17 protein-coding genes are annotated in these 21,171 nt (G+C 59.7%); 9 read left to right on the top strand and 8 right to left on the bottom strand.

Features of this window, described 5'->3' with window-relative positions; translation table 11 throughout:
• The first annotated feature begins 186 nt into the window (after positions 1–186).
• Positions 187–1,617: an exodeoxyribonuclease I gene (sbcB, locus tag WHX55_RS24960; protein WP_150726728.1), complete on the top strand. Its 1,431-nt coding sequence runs from the start codon at positions 187–189 to the stop codon at positions 1,615–1,617.
• 99 nt (positions 1,618–1,716) lie between these two features.
• Here sbcB and mvaT read toward each other — a convergent pair whose 3' ends face one another.
• Entirely contained in the window at positions 1,717–2,094 is a 378-nt protein-coding gene (gene mvaT / locus WHX55_RS24955) for a histone-like nucleoid-structuring protein MvaT (protein WP_007933316.1), read from the bottom strand.
• Between the two features lie 324 nt (positions 2,095–2,418).
• Here mvaT and purU point away from each other — a divergent pair, with 324 nt between their 5' ends.
• Entirely contained in the window at positions 2,419–3,267 is an 849-nt protein-coding gene (gene purU, locus WHX55_RS24950; protein WP_007993692.1) for a formyltetrahydrofolate deformylase, read from the top strand.
• A 242-nt stretch (positions 3,268–3,509) separates the two neighbouring features.
• Here the strand turns inward: purU and WHX55_RS24945 are convergent, their stop codons facing one another.
• The 3 genes from WHX55_RS24945 to WHX55_RS24935 all read right to left on the bottom strand — a co-directional run bounded on the left by WHX55_RS24945 (position 3,510) and on the right by WHX55_RS24935 (position 7,506).
• On the bottom strand, positions 3,510–4,286 hold the full coding sequence (locus WHX55_RS24945) for a polysaccharide deacetylase family protein (protein WP_151213912.1): 777 nt from the start codon (positions 4,284–4,286) through the stop codon (positions 3,510–3,512).
• Complete coding sequence (locus WHX55_RS24940; RefSeq protein ID WP_151213913.1) at positions 4,279–5,391, bottom strand: glycosyltransferase family 1 protein; 1,113 nt, start codon at positions 5,389–5,391, stop codon at positions 4,279–4,281. The genes WHX55_RS24945 and WHX55_RS24940 overlap by 8 nt, the downstream gene beginning before the upstream one ends.
• Positions 5,392–5,616: 225 nt before the next feature.
• Positions 5,617–7,506, bottom strand: a complete 1,890-nt coding sequence (locus WHX55_RS24935) for a methyl-accepting chemotaxis protein (protein ID WP_150754460.1) — start codon at positions 7,504–7,506, stop codon at positions 5,617–5,619.
• 188 nt (positions 7,507–7,694) lie between these two features.
• Here WHX55_RS24935 and WHX55_RS24930 point away from each other — a divergent pair, with 188 nt between their 5' ends.
• A complete protein-coding gene (locus WHX55_RS24930) occupies positions 7,695–9,173 on the top strand; it encodes a helicase HerA-like domain-containing protein (RefSeq protein WP_151213914.1) in 1,479 nt (492 codons plus the stop codon).
• Positions 9,174–9,290: 117 nt separating this feature from the next.
• Here the strand turns inward: WHX55_RS24930 and WHX55_RS24925 are convergent, their stop codons facing one another.
• Positions 9,291–9,749, bottom strand: a complete 459-nt coding sequence (locus tag WHX55_RS24925; RefSeq protein ID WP_046042193.1) for a DciA family protein — start codon at positions 9,747–9,749, stop codon at positions 9,291–9,293.
• A gap of 307 nt (positions 9,750–10,056) precedes the next feature.
• On the opposite strand from WHX55_RS24925, the gene secA reads away from it, so the two are divergent.
• From secA to WHX55_RS24905, 4 genes are all read left to right on the top strand, one after another.
• Complete coding sequence (gene secA, locus WHX55_RS24920; protein WP_150726722.1) at positions 10,057–12,792, top strand: preprotein translocase subunit SecA; 2,736 nt, start codon at positions 10,057–10,059, stop codon at positions 12,790–12,792.
• Between the two features lie 119 nt (positions 12,793–12,911).
• Positions 12,912–14,129 carry a bifunctional glutamate N-acetyltransferase/amino-acid acetyltransferase ArgJ gene (gene argJ, locus WHX55_RS24915; protein ID WP_353741514.1) on the top strand — a complete coding sequence of 406 codons (1,218 nt, stop codon included), beginning with the start codon at positions 12,912–12,914 and terminating at the stop codon, positions 14,127–14,129.
• 161 nt (positions 14,130–14,290) lie between these two features.
• Positions 14,291–14,923, top strand: a complete 633-nt coding sequence (locus tag WHX55_RS24910) for a glutathione S-transferase family protein (RefSeq protein ID WP_353741513.1) — start codon at positions 14,291–14,293, stop codon at positions 14,921–14,923.
• Positions 14,920–15,867: a Nudix family hydrolase gene (locus WHX55_RS24905; protein ID WP_353741512.1), complete on the top strand. Its 948-nt coding sequence runs from the start codon at positions 14,920–14,922 to the stop codon at positions 15,865–15,867. The genes WHX55_RS24910 and WHX55_RS24905 overlap by 4 nt, the downstream gene beginning before the upstream one ends.
• A gap of 115 nt (positions 15,868–15,982) precedes the next feature.
• Here WHX55_RS24905 and WHX55_RS24900 read toward each other — a convergent pair whose 3' ends face one another.
• The 3 genes from WHX55_RS24900 to WHX55_RS24890 are packed head-to-tail and all read right to left on the bottom strand — an operon-like array spanning position 15,983 to position 19,566.
• On the bottom strand, positions 15,983–16,564 hold the full coding sequence (locus tag WHX55_RS24900) for a cob(I)yrinic acid a,c-diamide adenosyltransferase (RefSeq protein ID WP_353741511.1): 582 nt from the start codon (positions 16,562–16,564) through the stop codon (positions 15,983–15,985).
• 2 nt (positions 16,565–16,566) lie between these two features.
• Entirely contained in the window at positions 16,567–18,603 is a 2,037-nt protein-coding gene (locus tag WHX55_RS24895; protein WP_151214031.1) for a HAMP domain-containing sensor histidine kinase, read from the bottom strand.
• A gap of 45 nt (positions 18,604–18,648) precedes the next feature.
• Complete coding sequence (locus WHX55_RS24890) at positions 18,649–19,566, bottom strand: putative 2-dehydropantoate 2-reductase (RefSeq protein ID WP_150754454.1); 918 nt, start codon at positions 19,564–19,566, stop codon at positions 18,649–18,651.
• Between the two features lie 135 nt (positions 19,567–19,701).
• On the opposite strand from WHX55_RS24890, the gene WHX55_RS24885 reads away from it, so the two are divergent.
• Together WHX55_RS24885 and WHX55_RS24880 are read left to right on the top strand one after the other, a co-directional pair.
• Positions 19,702–20,187 carry a YajQ family cyclic di-GMP-binding protein gene (locus WHX55_RS24885; protein WP_007977344.1) on the top strand — a complete coding sequence of 162 codons (486 nt, stop codon included), beginning with the start codon at positions 19,702–19,704 and terminating at the stop codon, positions 20,185–20,187.
• Positions 20,188–20,323: 136 nt separating this feature from the next.
• Positions 20,324–21,166 carry a mechanosensitive ion channel family protein gene (locus tag WHX55_RS24880; RefSeq protein ID WP_008052464.1) on the top strand — a complete coding sequence of 281 codons (843 nt, stop codon included), beginning with the start codon at positions 20,324–20,326 and terminating at the stop codon, positions 21,164–21,166.
• The last annotated feature ends 5 nt before the right edge of the window (positions 21,167–21,171 follow it).

The following is a 21,171-nucleotide window of genomic DNA, read 5'->3' as shown; positions in this document are numbered from 1 at the left end:
TGTGGCCTTATTCGGGATTGTGTATCCATTCGATGCTAGCAGCCTATTCGAGGGGCGGGGGCGGGGGGGAACGACATAACTATGTATTGCATGGTGAGCCGGGCAAGCTGCTTGAATGACAAGATTACTGGCCGGGGCGGGAGGTGAACGCCTAGACTTTGCCGATCTTCAGTTCAGGAATCGCCCGTGACCTCCATCTTCTGGTACGACTACGAAACCACTGGCATCAATCCCCGTTGCGACCGTCCATTGCAAATGGCCGGCCTGCGCACGGACTTCGATCTCAATGAAATCGACGAGCCGGTCAATCTTTACTGCCAGCCCAGTGATGACATCCTGCCGCATCCGGCTGCCTGCACGATCACCGGAATCACCCCCGGGCAACTGCAGGCGCAAGGCTTGAGCGAAGCCGACTTCATGACCCGGGTGCATGCCCAGCTCGCGGCGCCCGGTACCTGTGGCGCGGGGTATAACACCTTGCGTTTCGATGACGAGATGACCCGCTACAGTCTGTACCGAAACTTTTTCGACCCGTATGCGCGGGAGTGGCAGGGCGGCAACAGCCGCTGGGATCTGATCGATGTGGTGCGCGCCGCCTATGCCTTGCGCCCCGATGGCCTGGTCTGGCCGACCGATGACGAGGGGCGGGTCACGCTCAAGCTCGAACGCCTGACCGCTGCCAACGGCATCGATCATGGCAATGCCCACGAAGCGCTGTCAGACGTTCGCGCGACGATCGCCCTGGCGCGCCTGATACGGGAAAAACAGCCAAAGCTGTACGACTGGCTGTTTCAACTGCGCAGCAAGCAGAAAGTCATGGACCAGATACGCCTGCTGCAACCGCTGGTGCATGTTTCCGGACGTTTTTCGGCCGCGCGCAACTATGTGGGGGTGGTGTTGCCGCTGGCCTGGCACCCGCGCAACAAGAACGCCCTGATTGTCTGTGATCTGCACCTCGACCCCCAGGGCCTGCTTGACCTGGATGCCGAAAGTTTGCGCCAGCGCTTGTATACCCGCCGCGACGAACTGGCCGAAGGCGAGTTGCCGGTGCCGTTGAAGCTGATTCACATCAACAAGTGCCCGGTGGTGGCACCGTTGTCGGTACTTCGCAAAGAAGACCAGCAACGCCTGGGGCTGGATATGGCGCTATATCAGCAGCGGGTGTTGCGGCTAAATGACGCGCAGAAAGTTTGGCTGGATAAAATCCTGGCGATTTATGCCCGCGAAGATTTTTCCCCGAGCCAGGATCCGGAGCAACAGTTATATGATGGATTTATCGGTGATCGGGATCGGCGATTGTGTGAACAAGTCAGAACCGTTGACCCGATGCAATTGGCACAAGAGCAGTGGCCTTTCGATGACGAGCGTTTGCCTGAATTGCTGTTTCGATATCGCGCACGCAACTTTCCCGAGACGCTGAATTCCGAGGAGCAAGAACGCTGGCGAATATTCTGTCAGAAACGTTTGTCAGAACCCGAGTGGGGGGCGCCAAATACCCTTGAATGTTTTGTAGAAGCCGCGGCCCAATTGAGCGTTAGTGCTACTCCGTTTCAGCAGGGGGTGCTCAGTGAGTGGCAGGATTATGTCCAGGGATTGCGCCAGCGTTTGCATCTTTGAAATCGAACATGCCAGGGCTTAAACACCGCGCATAAAAAAACGCCAGCATTTGCTGGCGTTATTTTTTGTCACGGATCCGTCTGCGACAAGCTCTGAGGCTTAGCCCAGCAGGGTAGCCCAGCCTTCTACCACGTCACCGCCCCACTTGGCTTTCCACTCTTTCAGAGTCTTGTGGTTGCCACCTTTGGTTTCGATGACTTCACCGTTGTGCGGGTTTTTGTATTGTTTAACTTTGCGAGCACGCTTGGTGCCGGTAGTTTTCACAGCACCGCCGCGTGGTGCCTTGGTTTTGGATTCTGGATCCAACAACGCGATGATGTCACGCAGGGACTTGGAGTACTCACCCATCAGGGTGCGCAGTTTGCCTTCGAATTCCAGCTCGGTTTGCAGTTTGTCGTCTTGGGACAGGTTCTTCAAACGGGCTTGCAGCTCTTTGATAGCTTCTTCGGTGGCACGGTATTCGTTGATCAAGGACATGTGGACTACCTTATGTTGTGCGCTGGATGGCAGGTGACAGTGCGGCAATAATAGTCACGGTGTTTCATCAAGTAAACATTTAAGCCAACTTTATTTAATTTAGTTGCTGTGGTTTTGGCGCACATTGGTAATGCAGTTATTGTCTGTCGGATATACATAAATTAACAATTGACCTGCACCGCTAGAGCGTCCGGGCGAACAGGCACTGGTGCTGCCCGCCCTGCCGCACCGACCTTCCGGCAGGGCGAAACGTCAACAATACTGCAGTTTTGCTGCGCAATCGCTAGAATGGCGGCCTTTGCGAAGTTCTGGAGTTTCCCCCTCATGCGCACTTTTCGTCTGGTGATTTCTTGCCCGGACCGTGTTGGCATCGTTGCCAAAGTCAGTAACTTTCTGGCATCACACAACGGCTGGATCACTGAAGCGAGCCATCACTCGGACAATCTCAGTGGCTGGTTCTTCATGCGTCACGAAATCCGTGCCGACTCCCTGCCATTTGGTATCGAAGCGTTTCGTGAAGCCTTTGCCCCGATCGCCGAAGAGTTCTCGATGGACTGGCGCATCACCGATACCGAGCAAAAGAAACGCGTGGTCCTGATGGCCAGCCGCGAGTCGCACTGCCTGGCCGACTTGCTGCACCGCTGGCACAGCGATGAACTGGACTGCGAAATTTCCTGTGTGATTTCCAACCATGATGACTTGCGCAGCATGGTGGAGTGGCACGGTATCCCGTACTACCACGTCCCGGTCAATCCGCAGGACAAGCAGCCGGCCTTCGCCGAGGTTTCGCGCCTGGTCAAGCAGCACGACGCCGAAGTGGTGGTGCTGGCCCGCTACATGCAGATCCTGCCGCCCGAGTTGTGCAGCGAATACGCGCACAAGGTCATCAACATTCACCACAGCTTCCTGCCGTCGTTCGTCGGTGCCAAGCCGTACCACCAGGCCTCCCTGCGTGGCGTGAAGCTGATCGGCGCGACCTGCCACTATGTGACCGAAGAGCTGGATGCCGGCCCGATCATCGAGCAGGACGTGGTACGCGTCAGCCACAGCGACAGCATTGAAGACATGGTGCGTTTCGGCCGTGATGTCGAGAAGATGGTGCTGGCCCGTGGCCTGCGTTATCATCTGGAAGACCGCGTGCTGGTGCACGGAAACAAGACCGTCGTCTTCTGACGGACCTGCGGCACAGTTGAAATTCGAAGGGCCTGGGCGTTCAATCGCTTCAGGCCCTTCGCCGTTTCTGCACCGAGGACATGACCATGGCCGATCCACTGGACAAAGCTACATCCAAGGCTCCCGCCACGCTGGGCGAGGGTTGCCTGAGCCGCTACGATCCGGATGATATGGGGCCTGGAACCGGTACGGAGTTTCCTGATGCCGCGCAGTTGTGGGAGCAGTTGCAGCAAGAGCGCGACTCAGGCGGCCCGGTCCAGTCGGTCGTTTTGCCGCGCCAGCCAGTGGGCCTTGGTCATTGGCACCCGTCCGTTGTCGAGCAGACGTTCGAGGGTTTGTAGCCAGTATCGACGCGAGAACTCATGGCGCATGTCCACCGGGTGCAGGCCCAGGCGAATCACCGGGGCGTGCTGCCAGCGTTGTTCACGCCGGTCGCTGACGAGCTTCGATACACCCCGGCGCCAGGCACTGCGCGCACTCCAGACCAGCCCCGGTGCCTCGAACGCGATGAAATCCGGTAGCCGGTATAAATGTTGCGAGTCGCTGGTGTAACTCAGCGGCAATTGGCGCAATGCCTGGCGAGTGCCATGGCTCATCAGCCAGGCCGGGGCGATGAACCCTTCCAGCGGCCAGTCATGCCGGTGGAACATCTCGATGCCCGAACGCAGGCGGGCGAGGGCGGCTTCCTGCGACAAACGGTAAAACTCGCCTTCGTGGGTGTAGACCCGACGCATGAACCAGTCGCGAGGATTGCTGGTCATCGGTCCGTCGTCGCAATGGAAATAGCCATGCAGTGCCAGTTCGTCGCCCCGGGCAACCCTGGCACTGAGCTGGCGGCGAAATTGCGGATGGGCGTCCAGATTGTTGTGTTTGTGGAAATCCGGTACCACCAGCCAAGTGATCGGCACGCCACCCAAGGCGTCGACGGCTTTGACGAACGGTTGGTAATCGGCCCAGGTGGGTGGCGCCACGTCGTGCAGTACCAGCAGTAAAGCGGGACTGTTCATGGAATCAACCATTGGCTGTCAGCGGCCATTGGCTGCCGAGCACGGCGTGATAGTGCCGCAACAGGCTGTTGACCACCGTATCCCAGGCGTAATGCCGTTCGACATGCAATCGCGCTTGTCGGCCTAGCGCTACGCTGCCCGACCCGAACAGCTCTCGAACGGCGGTGGCCATCGCGGCGGGATTGTTCGGCGCACAGAGCCGGCCGCAGTCCTCGGTGACAATTTCCTCGAAGGCCCCGGCCGCCACGGCCACCACCGGAATACCGCTGGCCATGGCCTCCAGAATAACCAGGCCGAAAGTTTCCTGATCGCCGGCGTGGAGCAAGGCGTCGGAGCTGGCCATCAGGCGGGCCACCTGCGCTGCCGGGCAGAACTCGTCGATCACCGTCACGTTGGACGGCACGGCCGTGGGCATCGACGAGCCAACCAGCAGCAGGTGATAACGTCGGCCCAGGCGTTTCATGCAGTCGAGCAGCACCGGCAGGTTTTTTTCCTTGGAACCGCGCCCGGCGAAGATCAAGAGGCGGGTGTTTTCGTCCAGGCCCAGTTCGGCCCGCAGCCCGGGGTCTCTGGCATCGGGATTGAAGGTTTGCAGGTCAACACCGAGCGGCTGCACGAAGACATTCCTGACCCCAAGCCCGGTGAGCTTGTCGGCCATGACCCGGCTGGGCGCCAGAACCCGGTCGAAGTTGCCGTAGAGCTTGCTCACATAAGCCTCGACGTTGTTGGTCACCCAATGGCCCATGCGGTTGCTGACCAGCAGCGGCAGGTCCGAGTGATAAAAGCCGATGACCGGTACGTCGAGTTGCCGCCGCGCATCCAGCGCCGCCCATGCGGTGAGATAGGGGTCGCCGACTTCGATCAGATCGGGTTGCAAGTCTTGCAGGACATTGCGCCAGGGCGCGAGACGCAGAGGGAAGCGATAGCCCTTGCCGAAGGGCAGGGCAGGTGCCGGAACGGTGTAAATGCCATCCAGCTCGCCAAAAGAAGATCCGGGAATCAACAAACTGTGGCGAATGCCCGGTTTGATGCCCAGGCGACGGTGCTTGGCATCCAGATAAGTGCGCACGCCACCGCTGGCAGGGGCGTAGAACATGGTGATGTCAGCGATATGCACGATGAACGATCCTCCGGTCCTGGTACTCCTTTGGTTGACCTATATGAAGGATAGATGTTCGGTTGGGGGTTGTGCGGGTGTGGGCGTCAGCGGGGGGGCTGTAGTGTTTGGCAGGCCGCTATCGCGAGCAGGCTCGCTCCCACAGTAGATCTCCAGTGCGACAAAGATCCCTGTGGGAGCGAGCCGGCTCCGGGCGGCGTTCCGACGATGGGGCCAGTTCAGACGCTAGATACGGAAACTGCCTACCAACTGCTTCAACCGCGCCGCCTGCTGCTCAAGGTCCGAACACGCGCGCAAGGTCGATTGCAGGTTTTCCACACCTTCCTGGTTCAGCGTGTTGATCTCGGTGATGTCGACGTTGATCGACTCCACCACGGCGGTCTGTTCCTCGGTCGCGGTAGCCACCGACTGGTTCATGCCGTCGATTTCACCGATTCGCAGCGTCACGCTGTTTAGGCGTTCGCCCGCGAGGTTGGCGATTTCCACGCTGTCCTGGCTGTGGCGCTGGCTGTCGCTCATGGTGCTGACCGATTCCCGGGCGCCGACCTGCAGCTCCTCGATCATGGTTTGCACCTGTTGTGCCGATTCCTGCGTGCGGTGTGCCAGGTTGCGCACCTCGTCCGCCACCACGGCAAAACCGCGACCGGCTTCACCAGCGCGCGCGGCTTCAATGGCGGCGTTGAGTGCCAGCAAATTGGTTTGCTGGGAAATGCTGGTGATCACTTCGAGAATCTGCCCAATGTTCACCGTTTTGCTGTTCAGCGATTCGATATTGGAGCTCGATGCACTGAGCATGCTCGACAGTTGATTCATCGCCACGATGCTGCGGTCCACCACTTGCTGGCCGTCTTCGGCCAGGCTGCGGGCATCGCTGGCCTGGCTCGAAGCCTGAGCGGCGTTACGGGCAATTTCCTGGGCGGCGGCGCCGAGCTGGTTGATGGCGGCCGCCACGCTGCTGGTGCGCGAGGCTTGCTGGTCGGAGTTGAACATCGACGAGTTGGAAGCGGCCACTACGCGCAATGCCACTTCGTTGACTTGCCCGGTGGCCGAGGACACTTCGCGGATCGAGCCGTGAATGCGCTCGACGAAACGGTTGAACGCGGTGCCGAGGGTACCGAACTCGTCATTGTTCTGGATGGTCAGGCGCTTGGTCAGGTCGCCTTCGCCGTCGGCGATGTCGGCCATGGCGCGGGTCATGACGTGCAACGGCTGGATCAGGATGCGAATCAGCATGCCGAGCAGGGCGATGATGATGGCCACGGCAATGATGGTCGCGACAACCGCCGAGGTGCGGAATTCGCTGAGCATCGAGTAGGCTTTTTCCTTGTCGACCGACAGACCGATGTACCAGTTGACCGACGACAAGCCTTTGATCGGGGTGAAGGTCACGATGCGGGTTTTGCCGTCGACCTGGATTTCGCTGATTGCGCTGCTGATGGCCGGCGTGTCTTGCGGGTAGACATCCTTGAACGTCTTCATCGCCAGCGCTTTGTCGGGATGCACCAGGATCTTGCCGTCGGAACTGACCAGGAAGGCATAACCGATGCCGTTGAAATCCAGCGTGCCAAGGCTGTCGGCGATCACCTGCAAACTCAGGTCGCCACCGACCACGCCGATGTTCTGGCCGTCCTTGATAACGCTGTCGACAATGGAAATCACCAGTTGGCCGGAGGCCAGATCGATATAAGGCTCGGTCAATGCCGAACCGCTGCTGCCTTGCGCGCTCTTGTACCAGGGGCGTGCACGCGGGTCATAGCCATCGGGCATCTTGCTGTCCGGGCGAATGATGAAAGAGCCATCTTTGCTGCCGAGGTAGGCGCCCATGAAGGTCGAAGTCACGGCTTTTTGTACAAGCAGGCTGGAAACGTTGTCGGCGTCGGGGTTGAGCGCGACAGTTTGTGACAGGTTTTCAATCAGCAGGCTGCGTCCGTTCAACCAGGTCTGGATGTTGTTGGCGGTCACTGCACCCATTTGCTGCAGATAGTTTTTCAGGTCATCGCGGATGGCGTTGCGCTGCAAATAGTCGTTGTACAGGGTGAATGAGGCGAAGGCGGCAATCACAATGAGGGCGGCGGCAAGCAGGATTTTATGGCTGAAACGCAGATTTTTGTTCATGGCTTGGGGTTCCGCTAAGGTCTTAATGTCCAGCGCGTGCTTTTATAAAGGGGCGCACAACGGGCAAGGTTGAAAGCAAGTGAATTTTCCGACTCTCCTTAGGGAAATTTCCGACCAGATCGTGTCTGACTGCTTTGTCGTTATCTCTATCGGCCGTGTAGGACCAAAGATTAATCATGGGTGACCAAATGCCTGACTCATTGCAACTCGTTATCGGCGCCGATCTCGAAGGGCAGTCGATTGCCCAAGCCATGCGCCTGGCGAACCGCCACGGTTTGATCGCGGGCGCGACTGGCACCGGCAAGACCGTCACTTTGCAACGAATGGCCGAAGCCTTCAGCGATGCCGGCGTGGCGGTGTTCGCCGCCGACATCAAGGGTGACCTGTGCGGCCTTGGCGCCGCCGGCAACCCCCAGGGCAAGATCGCCGAGCGGATTGCCGGGATGCCCTGGCTTAATCACAAGCCTCAGGCTTATCCGGTGACGTTGTGGGACATACACGGTCAGTCCGGTCATCCTTTACGCACAACCTTGAGTGAAATGGGGCCGCTGCTGCTGGGCAGCCTGCTGGAACTGACAGACAGTCAGCAGTCGGCGCTGTACGCCGCGTTCAAGGTGGCGGATCGCGAAGGCCTGTTGCTGCTCGATCTCAAGGATCTGAAGGCGTTGCTCAATCACCTGCGGGACAACCCCCTGTTGTTGGGCGACGATGCGGCATTGATGACCACCGGCTCCAGCCAGGCGCTACTGCGACGACTGGCGACCCTGGAGCAACAGGGCGCCGAAGCCCTGTTCGGCGAGCCGGCGCTGCAACTCGAAGACATCCTCCAACCCACGGCGGATGGCCGTGGGCGCATTCATTTGCTCGATGCCAGTCGCTTGGTGCATGAAGCGCCGAAAGTCTACGCGACGTTCCTGCTGTGGCTGTTGGCTGAGCTGTTCGAACAGTTGCCGGAGCGTGGCGATGCCGACAAACCGTTGCTGGCGCTGTTCTTCGACGAGGCTCACTTGTTGTTCAACGGCACGCCCCAGGCATTGCGTGATCGTCTGGAGCAGGTCGTGAGGCTGATTCGTTCGAAAGGCGTGGGTGTGTATTTCGTTACCCAGTCGCCGGGTGACCTGCCGGACGATGTGCTGGCGCAGTTGGGCTTGCGCATCCAGCACGGTCTGCGTGCGTTCACCGCCAAGGAGCAGAAGTCCCTGCGCGCAGTGGCCGAAGGTTTCCGCCCGAATCCTGCGTTCGATGCGTTGTCGGTGTTGACCGAACTCGGGATCGGTGAGGCGCTGGTCGGCACCCTGCAGGAAAAAGGCACGCCGGCAATGGTCCAGCGGGTGCTGGTGGCACCGCCGCAATCGCGGATCGGGCCTTTGAGCGAAACCGAGCGCACGGCGTTGATTGCCGGATCGCCGTTGCAGGGGCGTTATGACAAGCCGATTGACCGTGACTCAGCCTATGAAGTGCTGATGGGACGCAAGGGACTGGCACCTGAGCCCGAAGCGGAGCAGGGCAAACAGGAACCGAGTTTCACCGAACAGGCCGGAGAGTTCCTCGGCACAGCGGCAGGGAAGGCGCTGAAATCGGCGATGCAGCAGGCGGCGAACCAGATTGGCCGACAGTTGGTGCGCGGCTTGATGGGCTCGTTGCTGGGCAGCAAAAAACGCCGGTAGCGAGTGGACACAATCTAACTGTGGGAGCGAGCCTGCTCGCGAATCGGTGTGTCAGGCAACATCATTGTTGAATGTTATGCCGCCTTCGCGAGCAGGCTCGCTCCCACAGGAGGGGGGCTATGAGGATTTGGTTTTGGCGTGCGCCGCCAACCGCTCCAGCGCTGCCCGCAAATTCGGGTCGCTGATGCCATCGGCCGTGGCCTGAATGGTCGCTGCCGCGTCGTTGGACAAATCCATGGTATGCCCGGCCGCACCTTGCTGAACGGTCGGCGGTTGAACTTTGAACAGGATCCGGGTCAGATTGGCAAACTCGTCGAACATTTGCAGTTGCCGTTGCAGGCGTTTCTGCTGGTAGCGCAGGCGGGTTGCCCAATGACCGTCGGTGACAATCAGCAACAAACTGCCTTCGCGCCAGGAAGCCACGTGGCAATGCTCGCGAGCGGCGGGTTGCAATTGGCTTTCGAGCAAACGTTGCAGATGACCCAGGCGTTGAGCGTGGCCGAGAATGGCCTTCAGCGGCTTGGCTTCGCGTAGTAGAACGGCAGGTACTTTGGCCGTAAGTGGGCGAAATGCCATGATCAGACACCTGAAGTAACAGAGGCGCCATGGTAGCAGAAAGCGCCGGATGCACCCGCCCATTGCTTTTGTGGGTGCTTTGCCCATTAAATCAACAACTAACTTCTGTCTTGAACGGCTTGAAGTTGAGCAAAACGCCCTTATTTTAAGTGAGCCCCGTCAAAGCGCTGTGCCAGCATCGTGGAATATCGCCACTTTCCTCTCCATCGTTTCCGGGTAGAATGCTCGTTCGCATGCGGCCATGAGGGCTGCACGGGCGACTCACGGGGCCGCCCTCCATCCCTTTAGTGTGGAAGATCCTGCCGATATGTTTGCGCCTTTGTTAAAGAAACTTTTTGGAAGCAAGAACGAGCGTGAAGTCAAACGCATGCTCAAGACGGTGCAACTCGTCAATGCCTTCGAAGAGCAAATGGTGGCCCTTTCGGACGATCAATTGCGTGCCAAGACAAGCGAGTTCAAGGCCCGCATCGCCAAAGGGGAATCCCTCGACAAACTGCTGCCCGAAGCCTTTGCGGTCGCCCGCGAAGCCGGTAAGCGTGTCATGGGCATGCGCCACTTCGATGTCCAGCTGATCGGCGGCATGACCTTGCATGAAGGCATGATCGCGGAAATGCGTACCGGTGAAGGCAAGACCCTGGTGGCAACACTGGGCGTTTACCTCAATGCGCTGTCCGGCAACGGTGTGCACGTTGTGACGGTGAACGACTACCTGGCCCGCCGTGACGCCAACTGGATGCGCCCGCTGTATGAATTCCTCGGCATGACGGTCGGCGTTGTCACGCCGTTCCAGCCGCCGGAAGAGAAGCGCGCTGCCTACGCCGCCGACATCACCTACGGTACCAACAACGAATTCGGTTTCGATTACCTGCGCGACAACATGGCGTTCAGCATGGAAGAAAAATTCCAGCGCGAACTCAACTTTGCCGTGATCGACGAAGTCGACTCCATCCTCATCGACGAAGCCCGTACGCCGCTGATCATTTCCGGTCAGGCCGAGGACAGCTCCAAGCTGTACATCGAAGTCAACAAACTGATCCCGACGCTTGAGTTGCACGTCGAAGAAGTGGAAGGCGAAGTCACCAAGGCCGGCCACTACACCATCGACGAGAAGTCCCGTCAGGTCGAACTCAACGAAGCCGGTCACCAGTACGTCGAAGAAACGCTGACCCGCATCGGCCTGCTGGCTGAGGGCGAGAGCCTGTACTCGGCACACAACCTGAGCCTGCTGACCCACGTTTACGCCGGCCTGCGCGCGCACAAGCTGTTCCATCGCAACGTCGAGTACATCGTGCAGGACGGTCAGGTCGTACTGGTCGATGAGCACACCGGCCGTACCATGCCGGGCCGCCGCTTGTCCGAAGGCCTGCACCAGGCCATCGAAGCCAAGGAAAACCTGAACATCCAGGCCGAAAGCCAGACGCTGGCATCGACCACCTTCCAGAACTACTTCCGTCTGTACAACAAGCTGTCCGGCATGACCGGTACGGCCGACACCGAAGCGTTCGAGTTCCACCAGATCTATGGCCTGCAGGTCATGGTGATCCCGCCGAACAAGCCGTTGGCCCGTAAGGACTACAACGACCTGGTGTTCCTGACCGCCGACGAGAAATACGCGGCAATCGTGGCCGACATCAAGGAAAGCATGGCCGCGGGCCGTCCGGTTCTGGTCGGTACTGCCACCATCGAAACCTCCGAGCACATGTCCAGCCTGCTCGTGAAGGAAGGCATCGAACACAAGGTCCTGAACGCCAAGTTCCACGAAAAGGAAGCCGAGATCATTGCCCAGGCCGGTCGCCCGGGCGCACTGACCATCGCCACCAACATGGCCGGTCGTGGTACCGACATCCTGTTGGGCGGTAACTGGGAAGTGGAAGTGGCTTCCCTGGAAAACCCGACCCCTGAGCAGATTGCCCAGATCAAGGCCGACTGGCAGAAGCGTCACCAGCAAGTGCTCGAATCGGGCGGTTTGCAGGTGATTGCCTCCGAGCGTCACGAATCGCGCCGTATCGACAACCAGCTGCGTGGTCGTGCCGGTCGTCAGGGCGACGCCGGTTCCAGCCGTTTCTACCTGTCGCTGGAAGACAGCCTGATGCGCATCTTCGCCTCTGACCGGGTGAAGAACTTCATGAAGGCCCTGGGCATGCAGCCTGGCGAAGCGATCGAGCACCGCATGGTGACCAACGCCATCGAAAAGGCTCAGCGCAAGGTTGAAGGCCGTAACTTCGACATTCGTAAACAACTGCTTGAGTTCGACGACGTCAACAACGAGCAGCGTAAAGTGATCTATCACATGCGTAACACGTTGCTGGCTGCCGACAACATCGGTGAGACCATCGCTGACTTCCGTCAGGACGTGCTCGACGCCACCGTCAGCGCACACATTCCTCCGCAATCGCTGCCTGAGCAGTGGGACGTGGCCGGTCTGGAAGCTGCATTGCAGAGCGATTTCGGTGTGACGCTGCCGATCCAGCAATGGCTCGACGAAGACGATCACCTGTACGAAGAAACCCTGCGCGAAAAGCTGATGCAGGAACTGATCGCCGCGTACAACGAAAAAGAAGACCAGGCGGGCGCCGAAGCGCTGCGCACCTTCGAGAAACAAATCGTTCTGCGCGTACTGGACGACCTGTGGAAAGACCACCTGTCGACGATGGATCACCTGCGTCACGGCATCCACTTGCGTGGTTATGCCCAGAAGAACCCGAAGCAGGAATACAAGCGCGAGTCGTTCACCCTGTTCTCCGAGTTGCTGGATTCGATCAAGCGCGATTCGATCCGTGTGTTGTCCCACGTTCAGGTTCGTCGCGAAGATCCGATCGAAGAAGAGCAGCGCCTGCGTCAGGAAGCCGAGGCATTGGCCGCTCGCATGCAGTTCCTGCATGAAGAGGCTCCAGGCCTTGAGCAGCCGGAAGTGTTGGGCGAAGAGGTCGATGTTGCCCTCGCTGCCGCGCCGGTTCGCAACGAGCAGAAGCTGGGTCGCAACGAGCTGTGCTACTGCGGTTCGGGCAAGAAGTTCAAGCATTGCCACGGGCAGATTCAGTAAACCCGTTTCAAACGCTGAAATACCCGCGCCGCGACCGGCTTCTGCCGTCGCGGCGTTTTACCATTCGAACCACCGTTCTGCTGAAACGGTGCTGACATCATCTATAAAGGAGCGCATTCATGGCTGTTGGTCTTGGTCCTTTGCCAACGTTGCACCCGGTTGCCGGTTTTGAACTCGGTATCGCCTCGGCCGGTATCAAGCGCCCGGGGCGCAAGGATGTTGTGGTCATGCGCTGTGTTGAAGGCTCCACGGTTGCCGGCGTGTTCACCCTGAACGCCTTTTGCGCCGCACCGGTGATCCTGGCCAAGCAACGCGTACAAGGCCCTGTGCGTTACCTGCTGACCAACACCGGCAATGCCAACGCCGGCACCGGCGAACCTGGCCTGGCCGCCGCCGAGCGCACTTGCGCGAAACTGGCCGAGTTGACCGGCGTCGATGCCAGCCAGGTGCTGCCGTACTCCACCGGTGTGATCGGCGAGCCGCTGCCGGTCGAGAAAATCGAAGGTGCGCTGCAAGCAGCCCTCGACGACCTGTCGATCCATAACTGGGAAGCTGCCGCCACCGGCATCATGACCACCGACACCCTGCCAAAAGGTGCCAGCCGTCAGTTCCAGCATGACGGTGTGACCATCACCGTTACCGGTATCAGCAAAGGCGCCGGCATGATTCGCCCGAACATGGCGACCATGCTCGGCTACATCGCCACCGACGCCAAAGTCTCCCGCGACGTGCTGCAAAACCTGATGCTGGACGGCGCCAACAAGTCGTTCAACCGCATCACCATCGATGGTGATACGTCGACCAACGACTGCTGCATGCTGATCGCAACCGGTCAGGCCTCGCTGCCGGAAATCACCCGCGCCGAAGGCGAGTTGTTCGCCAAATTGAAGCAGGCGGTGTTCGAAGTGTGCATGGACGTGGCCCAGGCCATCGTTCGCGACGGTGAAGGCGCGACCAAATTCGTCACCGTTGAAGTCAATGGCGGCGGCAATCACCAGGAGTGCCTGGACGTCGGTTACACCGTGGCTCACTCGCCGCTGATCAAGACCGCGTTGTTCGCTTCCGATCCGAACTGGGGCCGTATCCTGGCGGCTGTTGGCCGTGCCGGTGTGCCGAACCTGGACGTGAGCAAGATCGACGTATTCCTCGGTGCAGTGTGCATTGCCAGCCGTGGCGCGCGCGCGGCGACCTACACCGAAGCCCAGGGTGCGGCGGTGATGCAGCAGGAAGAAATCACCATCCGTATCGAGTTGGGTCGTGGCGATTGCAGCGAAACCATCTGGACCACCGACCTTTCCCACGAATACGTGAAGATCAACGCCGAGTACCGTACTTAAGATCGAGTCGGTCGAGCGCGACCCCGGCCTATCGCGAGCAGGCTCGCTCCCACATTGGATTTGTGTACACCTCGAACCACTGTGGGAGCGAGCCTGCTCGCGATGGCGATCTGTCAGTCGCTAGCTAGACTGGCCTGTCCCCTCATCAAAAGGTCCCGAACATGAGCCTGCACCTGATCATCGGCGACAAACTGCATTCCTCCTGGTCCCTGCGCGGCGCTCTGGCCCTCGATCTGGCTGGCGCTTCCTACACCGAAGAACTGATCAAGCTGAACCAGTCGGACACCCGCGAGCGTCTGCTCAAGCATTCGCCGACCGGCAAGGTCCCGCTGTTGAAGACCGAACACGGCACCATCGCCGACTCCCTGGCGATTGCCGAATACCTGGCAGAACGGTTCCCCGATGCGAACCTGTGGCCCAAAGACACCGCCGCCCGTGCCCAGGCGCGTTCGGCGTGCGCGCAAATGCACAGTGGGTTTTTCGCCATGCGTGGCAACATGCCGTTCGACCTGAGCCATGACGCAGCGCTGTCGCCGGTCCCGGCCGATGTCCAGGCGGACATCGAGCGCATGTCAGCGTTGTGGGCCGAGTGTCGTGCTGCTGCGACCGAGAGCGGTCCGTACCTGTTTGGCCGCATCACGTTGGCCGACGCGTTCTTTGCACCCATCGCCGTGCGCCTGCGCACCTATCGGGTGAAACTGTCCGCGGCTGATGAAGCCTATGTTGAAACCATCTACCAATGGCCGGCCTTCAAGGCCTGGCAGAAGGCTGGACTGGAGGAGTTGCAAAGGTGAAACGAGTCCATGTCGCCGCCGCCGTCATCCGCGATGGCAGTGGCCAAATCCTGATCGCCCGTCGTGCGGATTCACAGCACCAGGGTGGCCTGTGGGAGTTTCCAGGCGGCAAGGTCGAGGCCGACGAGTCGGTCGAAACCGCACTGGCCCGTGAACTCCTGGAAGAGCTGGGCATCGTGGTCGGCGCGGCGCGCCCGCTGATCAAGGTTCGCCACGATTACCCGGACAAGCAGGTGTTGCTGGATGTCTGGGAAGTCTCGGCGTTTACCGGCGAGCCCCACGGTGCCGAAGGCCAACCGCTGGCTTGGGTGTCGCCCCGGGATCTGTCGGGTTACGAGTTTCCGGTGGCCAATCAGCCGATCGTCGCGGCCGCGAAATTACCCGCTCAGTACCTGATTACCCCGGAAGATCTGGAAACACCGGCGTTGCTGCGCGGCATCCAGAAGGCCATTGCTGGCGGCATCAAGCTGATCCAGCTGCGCGCACCGAACGGTTACGATCCGAAGTATCGCGACCTGGCCGTGGATGCTGTGGGTCTGTGTGCCGGCAAGGCGCAATTGATGATCAAGGGGCCGTTCGAATGGCTGGGCGACTTCCCGTCCGCCGGTTGGCACATTACCTCGGCGCAACTGCGCAAATACGCAGCGGCTGGCCGACCGCTACCGGCATCGCGCTGGCTGGCGGCATCGTGCCATAACGCTGAAGAGCTGGCGCTGGCCGAACAGATGGGGGTGGATTTCGTGACCCTGTCGCCGGTGCAGCCGACCCTGACTCACCCTGGCGCGGAGCCGTTGGGTTGGGAGCAGGCATCGAGCTTGATCGAAGGGTTCAGCAAGCCGGTGTTCCTGCTGGGTGGGGTTGGCCCGGCTGAGGTCGAGAAGGCCTGGGCTGTGGGGGCGCAGGGTGTGGCGGGGATTCGGGCGTTTTGGCCTGATTCCCGGTGATGCAAATGACCTCATCGCGAGCAGGCTCGCTCCTACATGGATCGCATTTCTACTGTTGGAACTCGGTCAATTGTAGGAGCGAGCCTGCTCGCGATGGGGGCGCTAACGACACCGATTAAATTTCAGGTTTCCCCGCAGGCTGCCAAAGAATCTCCGCCACTCCCTGACGCTTGGCAATCAGCCGCGCCACCACAAACAACAAATCCGACAACCGATTGATGTACGCCAGGCCAACCCCGGCCAACGGCTCAATCGCATTGAGCTGCTGACACCGCCGCTCTGCGCTGCGTGCCAGGCTACGGCAGACATGAGCCTGGGCAATCAGCATAGAGCCGCCAGGCAAGATGAAGTTTTCCAGTGGCCCCAACTCTTCATTCCACACATCGATCGACGCTTCCAGGCGTTCGATTTCCGCTGCATTCAACGCCTGATACACCGGCATCGCCAGTTCGCCACCCAGATCAAATAACCGATGCTGACAGGGAGCCAATACCTCGATCACTTCGTTCAAGCCTGGAAACCGAGCAGTTTCTGCCGCCAGCCCGGCCAGAAGCACCCCAACCTGGCTGTTCAGCGTATCGACCTCGCCGATTGCTTCAATGCGCGGGTGATCTTTCGGTACGCGACGACCATCGCCCAGCCCGGTCTCGCCTTTGTCGCCAGTGCGGGTGTAAATCTTCGACAAACGAAAGCCCATGGTTACCTCGATAGCAGATTGAGTTCTTGCGGCACAGGCGGCGTGCTCGCGAGGGGCAGGCGCAAGGTGAAGCAAGTGCCTTGGCCCAGGGTCGATTGCACTTCCATCTGCCCCTTATGGTTATTGGTGACGATGAAGTACGACACCGACAGCCCAAGTCCGGTGCCCTGGCCGATTTCCTTGGTGGTGAAAAACGGCTCGAAGGTGCGTTTGCGCACGTTTTCGCTCATGCCAATGCCGTTGTCCTCGACCTGAATTTCTGCCCATGGCGGATTCAGCCTTGTGCGCAGAATGATCCGCCCCGGCTCGCTGTCGTCTTCGCGCTGATGGATGGCTTGTGCGGCGTTTTTCAACAGATTGAGCAGCACTTGCTCCAGTTCGTTGGCGGTGCCGGGGACCGGTCCCAGCGCCGGATCGAACTGACGAATGATGGCCTGGCCCTTGAAGTCGAAACCGATCGCCAGGTCGAAATCGTTACCGGCGATCTCCACCGCCTGGTCGATCAGGGCGGGCAGGTCGCACGGGGCCATCTGGCGGGTGCTGCGACGGCTGAAGCTGAGCATGTGGGTGACGATTTTCGCCGCCCGGGCACCGGCCTGCTGGATGCCGTCAAGCAACTGCGGCACTTCGCGGATTTGCAGGTACCGGTTGACCGTCGCCAGTTCGATGCCGGCCTGTTCGGCCACTTCAAGGTTCTTCGGTAGATCAGGGGACAGGCGTCGGCGAATGTTTTGCACGTTGTGCAGGATCGCGCCCAGCGGGTTGTTGATCTCGTGGGCCATGCCGGCGGCGAGACCACCCACCGAAAGCATTTTCTCCGACTGCACCATCATCTCTTCCAGGGACAGGCGCTGGGTGATGTCGTCGATCCGGATCACCACGCCACGCCCGGCACCGCCCATCAGCGGATAGAAAGTCAGGGCGTAGTGGCGGGGTTCGTCGTCCTTGAGCCAGGTGACTCGTTCGATCTTGGCCACCGTATGCTGCTCGACCGTTTCCTTGAGTTGCGGCAAAAACGGCTTGAGCGGTTCGAAGGCAAGGAAGATGGGCTGGTTCAGGGCTTCATCGAGGCGAGTGCCGGACAGGGCGCTGGCCTCCTGGTTCCATTGCGTCACGTAGAGCTGTTCGTCGAGGGCAATCAGCGCCGACGGCATGGAATCGATGATGCTGTTGAGGTAATTCTGGAAACCGGTGAGTTTTTTCTCGATCTTGCTGCGCACCTGCACTTCGAGCTCCAGTTTGCGGTTGGTATGGCGGGTTTCTTCCGCCAGACCCTGGGCCTGGTCGTAGGCTGCCTGGGAGTCGTCCCTGGCCCGCTTGAGTTGCTGCTCCCTGGCCTCGATCCGCGAGAGCATGGTGTTGAACGCCTCGGCGAGGCTGCCGATTTCATCGTGGTTTCCTCGCGAAGCGCGCAGTGCGTAGTTTTCTTCACGGGTGACCTGCCGGGACAACTCTTCGAGTTGGTGGATCGGCCGGGTAATCAGGCGCTTGATCTGGCGGGCAATGATCAGCCACAACAAGACGCTGAAGATCAGAATGCCCAGGCTGGCCGTCAGGGTCCCGGTGTAGAACGCCATTGGCAGTTCGCTCGAGGCCACCAACAGTAGGTGCCCTGGTGCCGCACCGGTGCGGGGCAGGGGGATGACTTGATTGGTGCGAAACTCGGTGATCTGCCAGTCTTCGATATGCCGGAAACGCTTCGGCAGCTCCAGATTGTCGCCATGCTGCAATTGCGCCAATCGCTCGCCCTTTGCGTCATACAGGGCCGCCGCGCGCAACGGCGAATAGCTGTTGAGTTCATTCAGCAGGCGCTCGGCGCTTTGCGGTGACGCCAGGGCTTCGGACGCCAGGCTCGGGTTGGATACCAGCCGGCCGATGGTCTGCAGAGCCTGGGGCGCCATGCTTTCCTGGGAAATGTAGTAGGCGGCGCTGATAAAGGTCAGGTTGGCAACCAGCAGGACGGTGACCATCAGTACCAGCAGGGCGGCCAGCAGTTTCTGGCCGACGGGCAGGTTTTCAAGGCGCTGGCGCAATGGCATCGGATTCATCGCAGACAAGGAACAAGTGGCCAGCGTAGCCGCTGCTCAGTCGCTGGGCAATCCAAGGCTTTGCAGGCGGGCGATCAACCTTGCCTCAAGCTGATTGAGGTGAGGCAGGTTCAGTTGATGGCGCCCGGCCACTTTGCAGGCGTAACCCAGCAAGTAGCCGATTTCTGTGCGGCGCTGGCTCGTGACGTCCTGATGCATCGAGGAGTAGTTGGCTGCGGTGGCGTGAATCACCCGTTCGACTTCCTGCTGCAGGTTTTCGGCCGCTGCCGGCTGACCACAACGCTCGAGCAACTCCACCAGTTCACCGCACAGGGTGGCGACCTCGCATTGATGTTGCTGCAAACCGCCGTTGCGGCAATCGTGCAGCACCGTCAGCGGATTGATCGCACAGTTGAGGGCGAGTTTGCGCCACAGCCTGGTCAGGATTTCGGTGCTCCACTCGTGGGGGATGCCGGCAGCGCTCAGGTCATCGAGCCAGATTGGCGCCACCGGATGGCTCGCATCCCCCAGCCAGGTGAAGCCATGCCCGGCAAACACCACGCGCCAATCGCCATCGCGGAAGGCGCCTTCGGTGCTCGACGCATAGATGCAGCGTGCCTGAGGCACCTGTGCGGCCACCGCGTCCTGACTGCCCAGGCCATTTTGCAGCAGGATCAGTTCGGCGCCTGGGGCCAGGCGTGGCGCCAGTCGGGCCACCGCACTTTCGGTATCGTAGGCTTTGCACGCCACCAGCAGGCGGTTGATCGGTTGGGGGCTGTCGGCTGTCTCGGCGGGCACGGCATAGTGTCGCGCCTCGCCGTGTTCAACCAGGGTCAATCCCCCGGCCGCCTCATAGGCCTGCAGTCTCGCGGTGTCCCGCAGGATCAGCCTGACCGGCACTCCAGCCCGTGCCAGACGTGTCGCCCATAAAGTGCCGAGGCTGCCGGCGCCCAGTACATGCCAGGTGGTGGACATCAGTTTTTTGCTCTGTTTAAGGCGTGCATCGGCAGCTCGCAGTGAATGATGGGAAAGACCCGTTATAATCAGCGCGGATTTTAACCGCAAGCCAGGCGTGCTCCATCAGTGCGCCTTTAAATTTGGAGAGATTACATGCCGTCGTTCGACGTGGTATCCGAACTGGACAAACACGAAGTCACCAACGCGGTCGAGAACGCCGTCAAGGAACTCGATCGTCGTTATGACCTGAAAGGCAAAGGCAGCTTCGAGTTCAAGGAAAAAGACCTGACCGTCAACCTGACCGCCGAAGCGGATTTCCAGCTCGAAGCGATGATTGAGATCCTCAAGCTGGCGCTGGTCAAGCGCAAAATCGACGTGCAGTGCCTTGAAGTCAAGGACGCGTTCGCGTCGGGCAAGCTGATGAAGCAGGAAGCCGTCCTCAAGGAAGGCATCGACAAGGAGCTGGCGAAGAAAATCGTCGCTCATGTCAAAGACGCCAAACTCAAGGTCCAGGCGGCCATTCAGGGCGAACAGGTTCGTATCACCGGCAAAAAGCGCGATGACCTGCAGGAAGCCATTGCAGTGCTGCGGGCCAAGGAATTCGGTATGCCGCTGCAGTTCAACAACTTCCGCGACTGATCTTGAAAGCGGGAACCTCTTGGCGTTTGCAACGTCGGAGCCCCAAGCAACGGCAGAAACGATTGAGCCCGTCGCGGTTCAATCTTTCTGCCGCTTTTTTACGCATGCCGGGTAGCCGGAAAACAGGAGAGAGCAGATGGACTTAAATGCTGAGGTAGACAACCTGGTCAAGGTATCCCAAACCTGGATCCCGATGATCATGGAATACGGCAGCCGTGTACTGCTGGCGGTCATCACCCTGGCCATCGGCTGGTGGCTGATCAACAAGGTCACGAAAAAGCTCGGCGGCCTGATTGCATTGCGTAATGCCGACCTGGCGCTGCAAGGCTTCATCAGCAGCCTGGCGAACATCATCCTCAAGATCCTGCTGGTCGTCAGCGTGGCCTCGATGATCGGTGTGGAAACCACTTCGTTTGTCGCGGCGATTGGTGCGGCAGGCCTGGCCATTGGCCTGGCCTTGCAGGGCAGCCTGGCGAACTTCGCCGGTGGCGTGCTGATTTTGCTGTTCCGTCCGTTTCGCATCGGTGACTGGATCGAGGCTCAGGGTATCGCCGGTACTGTCGACAGCATCCAGATTTTCCATACCGTGCTGCGTACTGGCGATAACAAAACCATCATCGTGCCTAACGGCAATCTGTCGAATGGCATCATCACCAACACAAACCGTCAGCCGACCCGCAAGGTCGTGTTTGATGTCGGTGTGGATTACGAAGCGGACCTGCAGAAAGCCCGTGAAGTTTTGCTGGAATTGGCCAAGGACCCGCGAGTATTGGCAGATCCGGAACCACAGGCAGTTGTTTCTACCCTGGGTGACAGTTCGATCACACTTTCGCTTCGTGTCTGGGTAAAGACTGCCGATTACTGGGACGTGATGTTCATGTTCAACGAACTATCCCGTGATCGCCTGAGAGAGGCCGGCATCGATATTCCATTTCCACAGCGGGTTATTCGTGTGGTTCAGGAATCTGCGGTGCAGTGACAGGT

Origin of the sequence: Pseudomonas fluorescens (assembly GCF_040448305.1) — a bacterium.
GTDB lineage: Bacteria > Pseudomonadota > Gammaproteobacteria > Pseudomonadales > Pseudomonadaceae > Aquipseudomonas > Aquipseudomonas fluorescens_BH.
The sequence above is the reverse complement of the archived record's forward strand: the minus strand, read 5'-3'. Positions and strand labels throughout refer to the sequence as shown.

Coding starts and splice junctions, on each gene's coding strand:
- WHX55_RS24885 (WP_007977344.1), top strand. CDS start 19,702: ATGCCGTCGTTCGACGTGGTATCCGAACTGGACAAACACGAAGTCACC.
- WHX55_RS24925 (WP_046042193.1), bottom strand. CDS start 9,749: ATGGCATTTCGCCCACTTACGGCCAAAGTACCTGCCGTTCTACTACGC.
- WHX55_RS24880 (WP_008052464.1), top strand. CDS start 20,324: ATGGACTTAAATGCTGAGGTAGACAACCTGGTCAAGGTATCCCAAACC.
- WHX55_RS24890 (WP_150754454.1), bottom strand. CDS start 19,566: ATGTCCACCACCTGGCATGTACTGGGCGCCGGCAGCCTCGGCACTTTA.
- secA (WP_150726722.1), top strand. CDS start 10,057: ATGTTTGCGCCTTTGTTAAAGAAACTTTTTGGAAGCAAGAACGAGCGT.
- WHX55_RS24910 (WP_353741513.1), top strand. CDS start 14,291: ATGAGCCTGCACCTGATCATCGGCGACAAACTGCATTCCTCCTGGTCC.
- argJ (WP_353741514.1), top strand. CDS start 12,912: ATGGCTGTTGGTCTTGGTCCTTTGCCAACGTTGCACCCGGTTGCCGGT.
- WHX55_RS24900 (WP_353741511.1), bottom strand. CDS start 16,564: ATGGGCTTTCGTTTGTCGAAGATTTACACCCGCACTGGCGACAAAGGC.
- WHX55_RS24935 (WP_150754460.1), bottom strand. CDS start 7,506: ATGAACAAAAATCTGCGTTTCAGCCATAAAATCCTGCTTGCCGCCGCC.
- purU (WP_007993692.1), top strand. CDS start 2,419: ATGCGCACTTTTCGTCTGGTGATTTCTTGCCCGGACCGTGTTGGCATC.
- mvaT (WP_007933316.1), bottom strand. CDS start 2,094: ATGTCCTTGATCAACGAATACCGTGCCACCGAAGAAGCTATCAAAGAG.
- WHX55_RS24895 (WP_151214031.1), bottom strand. CDS start 18,603: ATGCCATTGCGCCAGCGCCTTGAAAACCTGCCCGTCGGCCAGAAACTG.
- WHX55_RS24945 (WP_151213912.1), bottom strand. CDS start 4,286: ATGGTTGATTCCATGAACAGTCCCGCTTTACTGCTGGTACTGCACGAC.
- WHX55_RS24930 (WP_151213914.1), top strand. CDS start 7,695: ATGCCTGACTCATTGCAACTCGTTATCGGCGCCGATCTCGAAGGGCAG.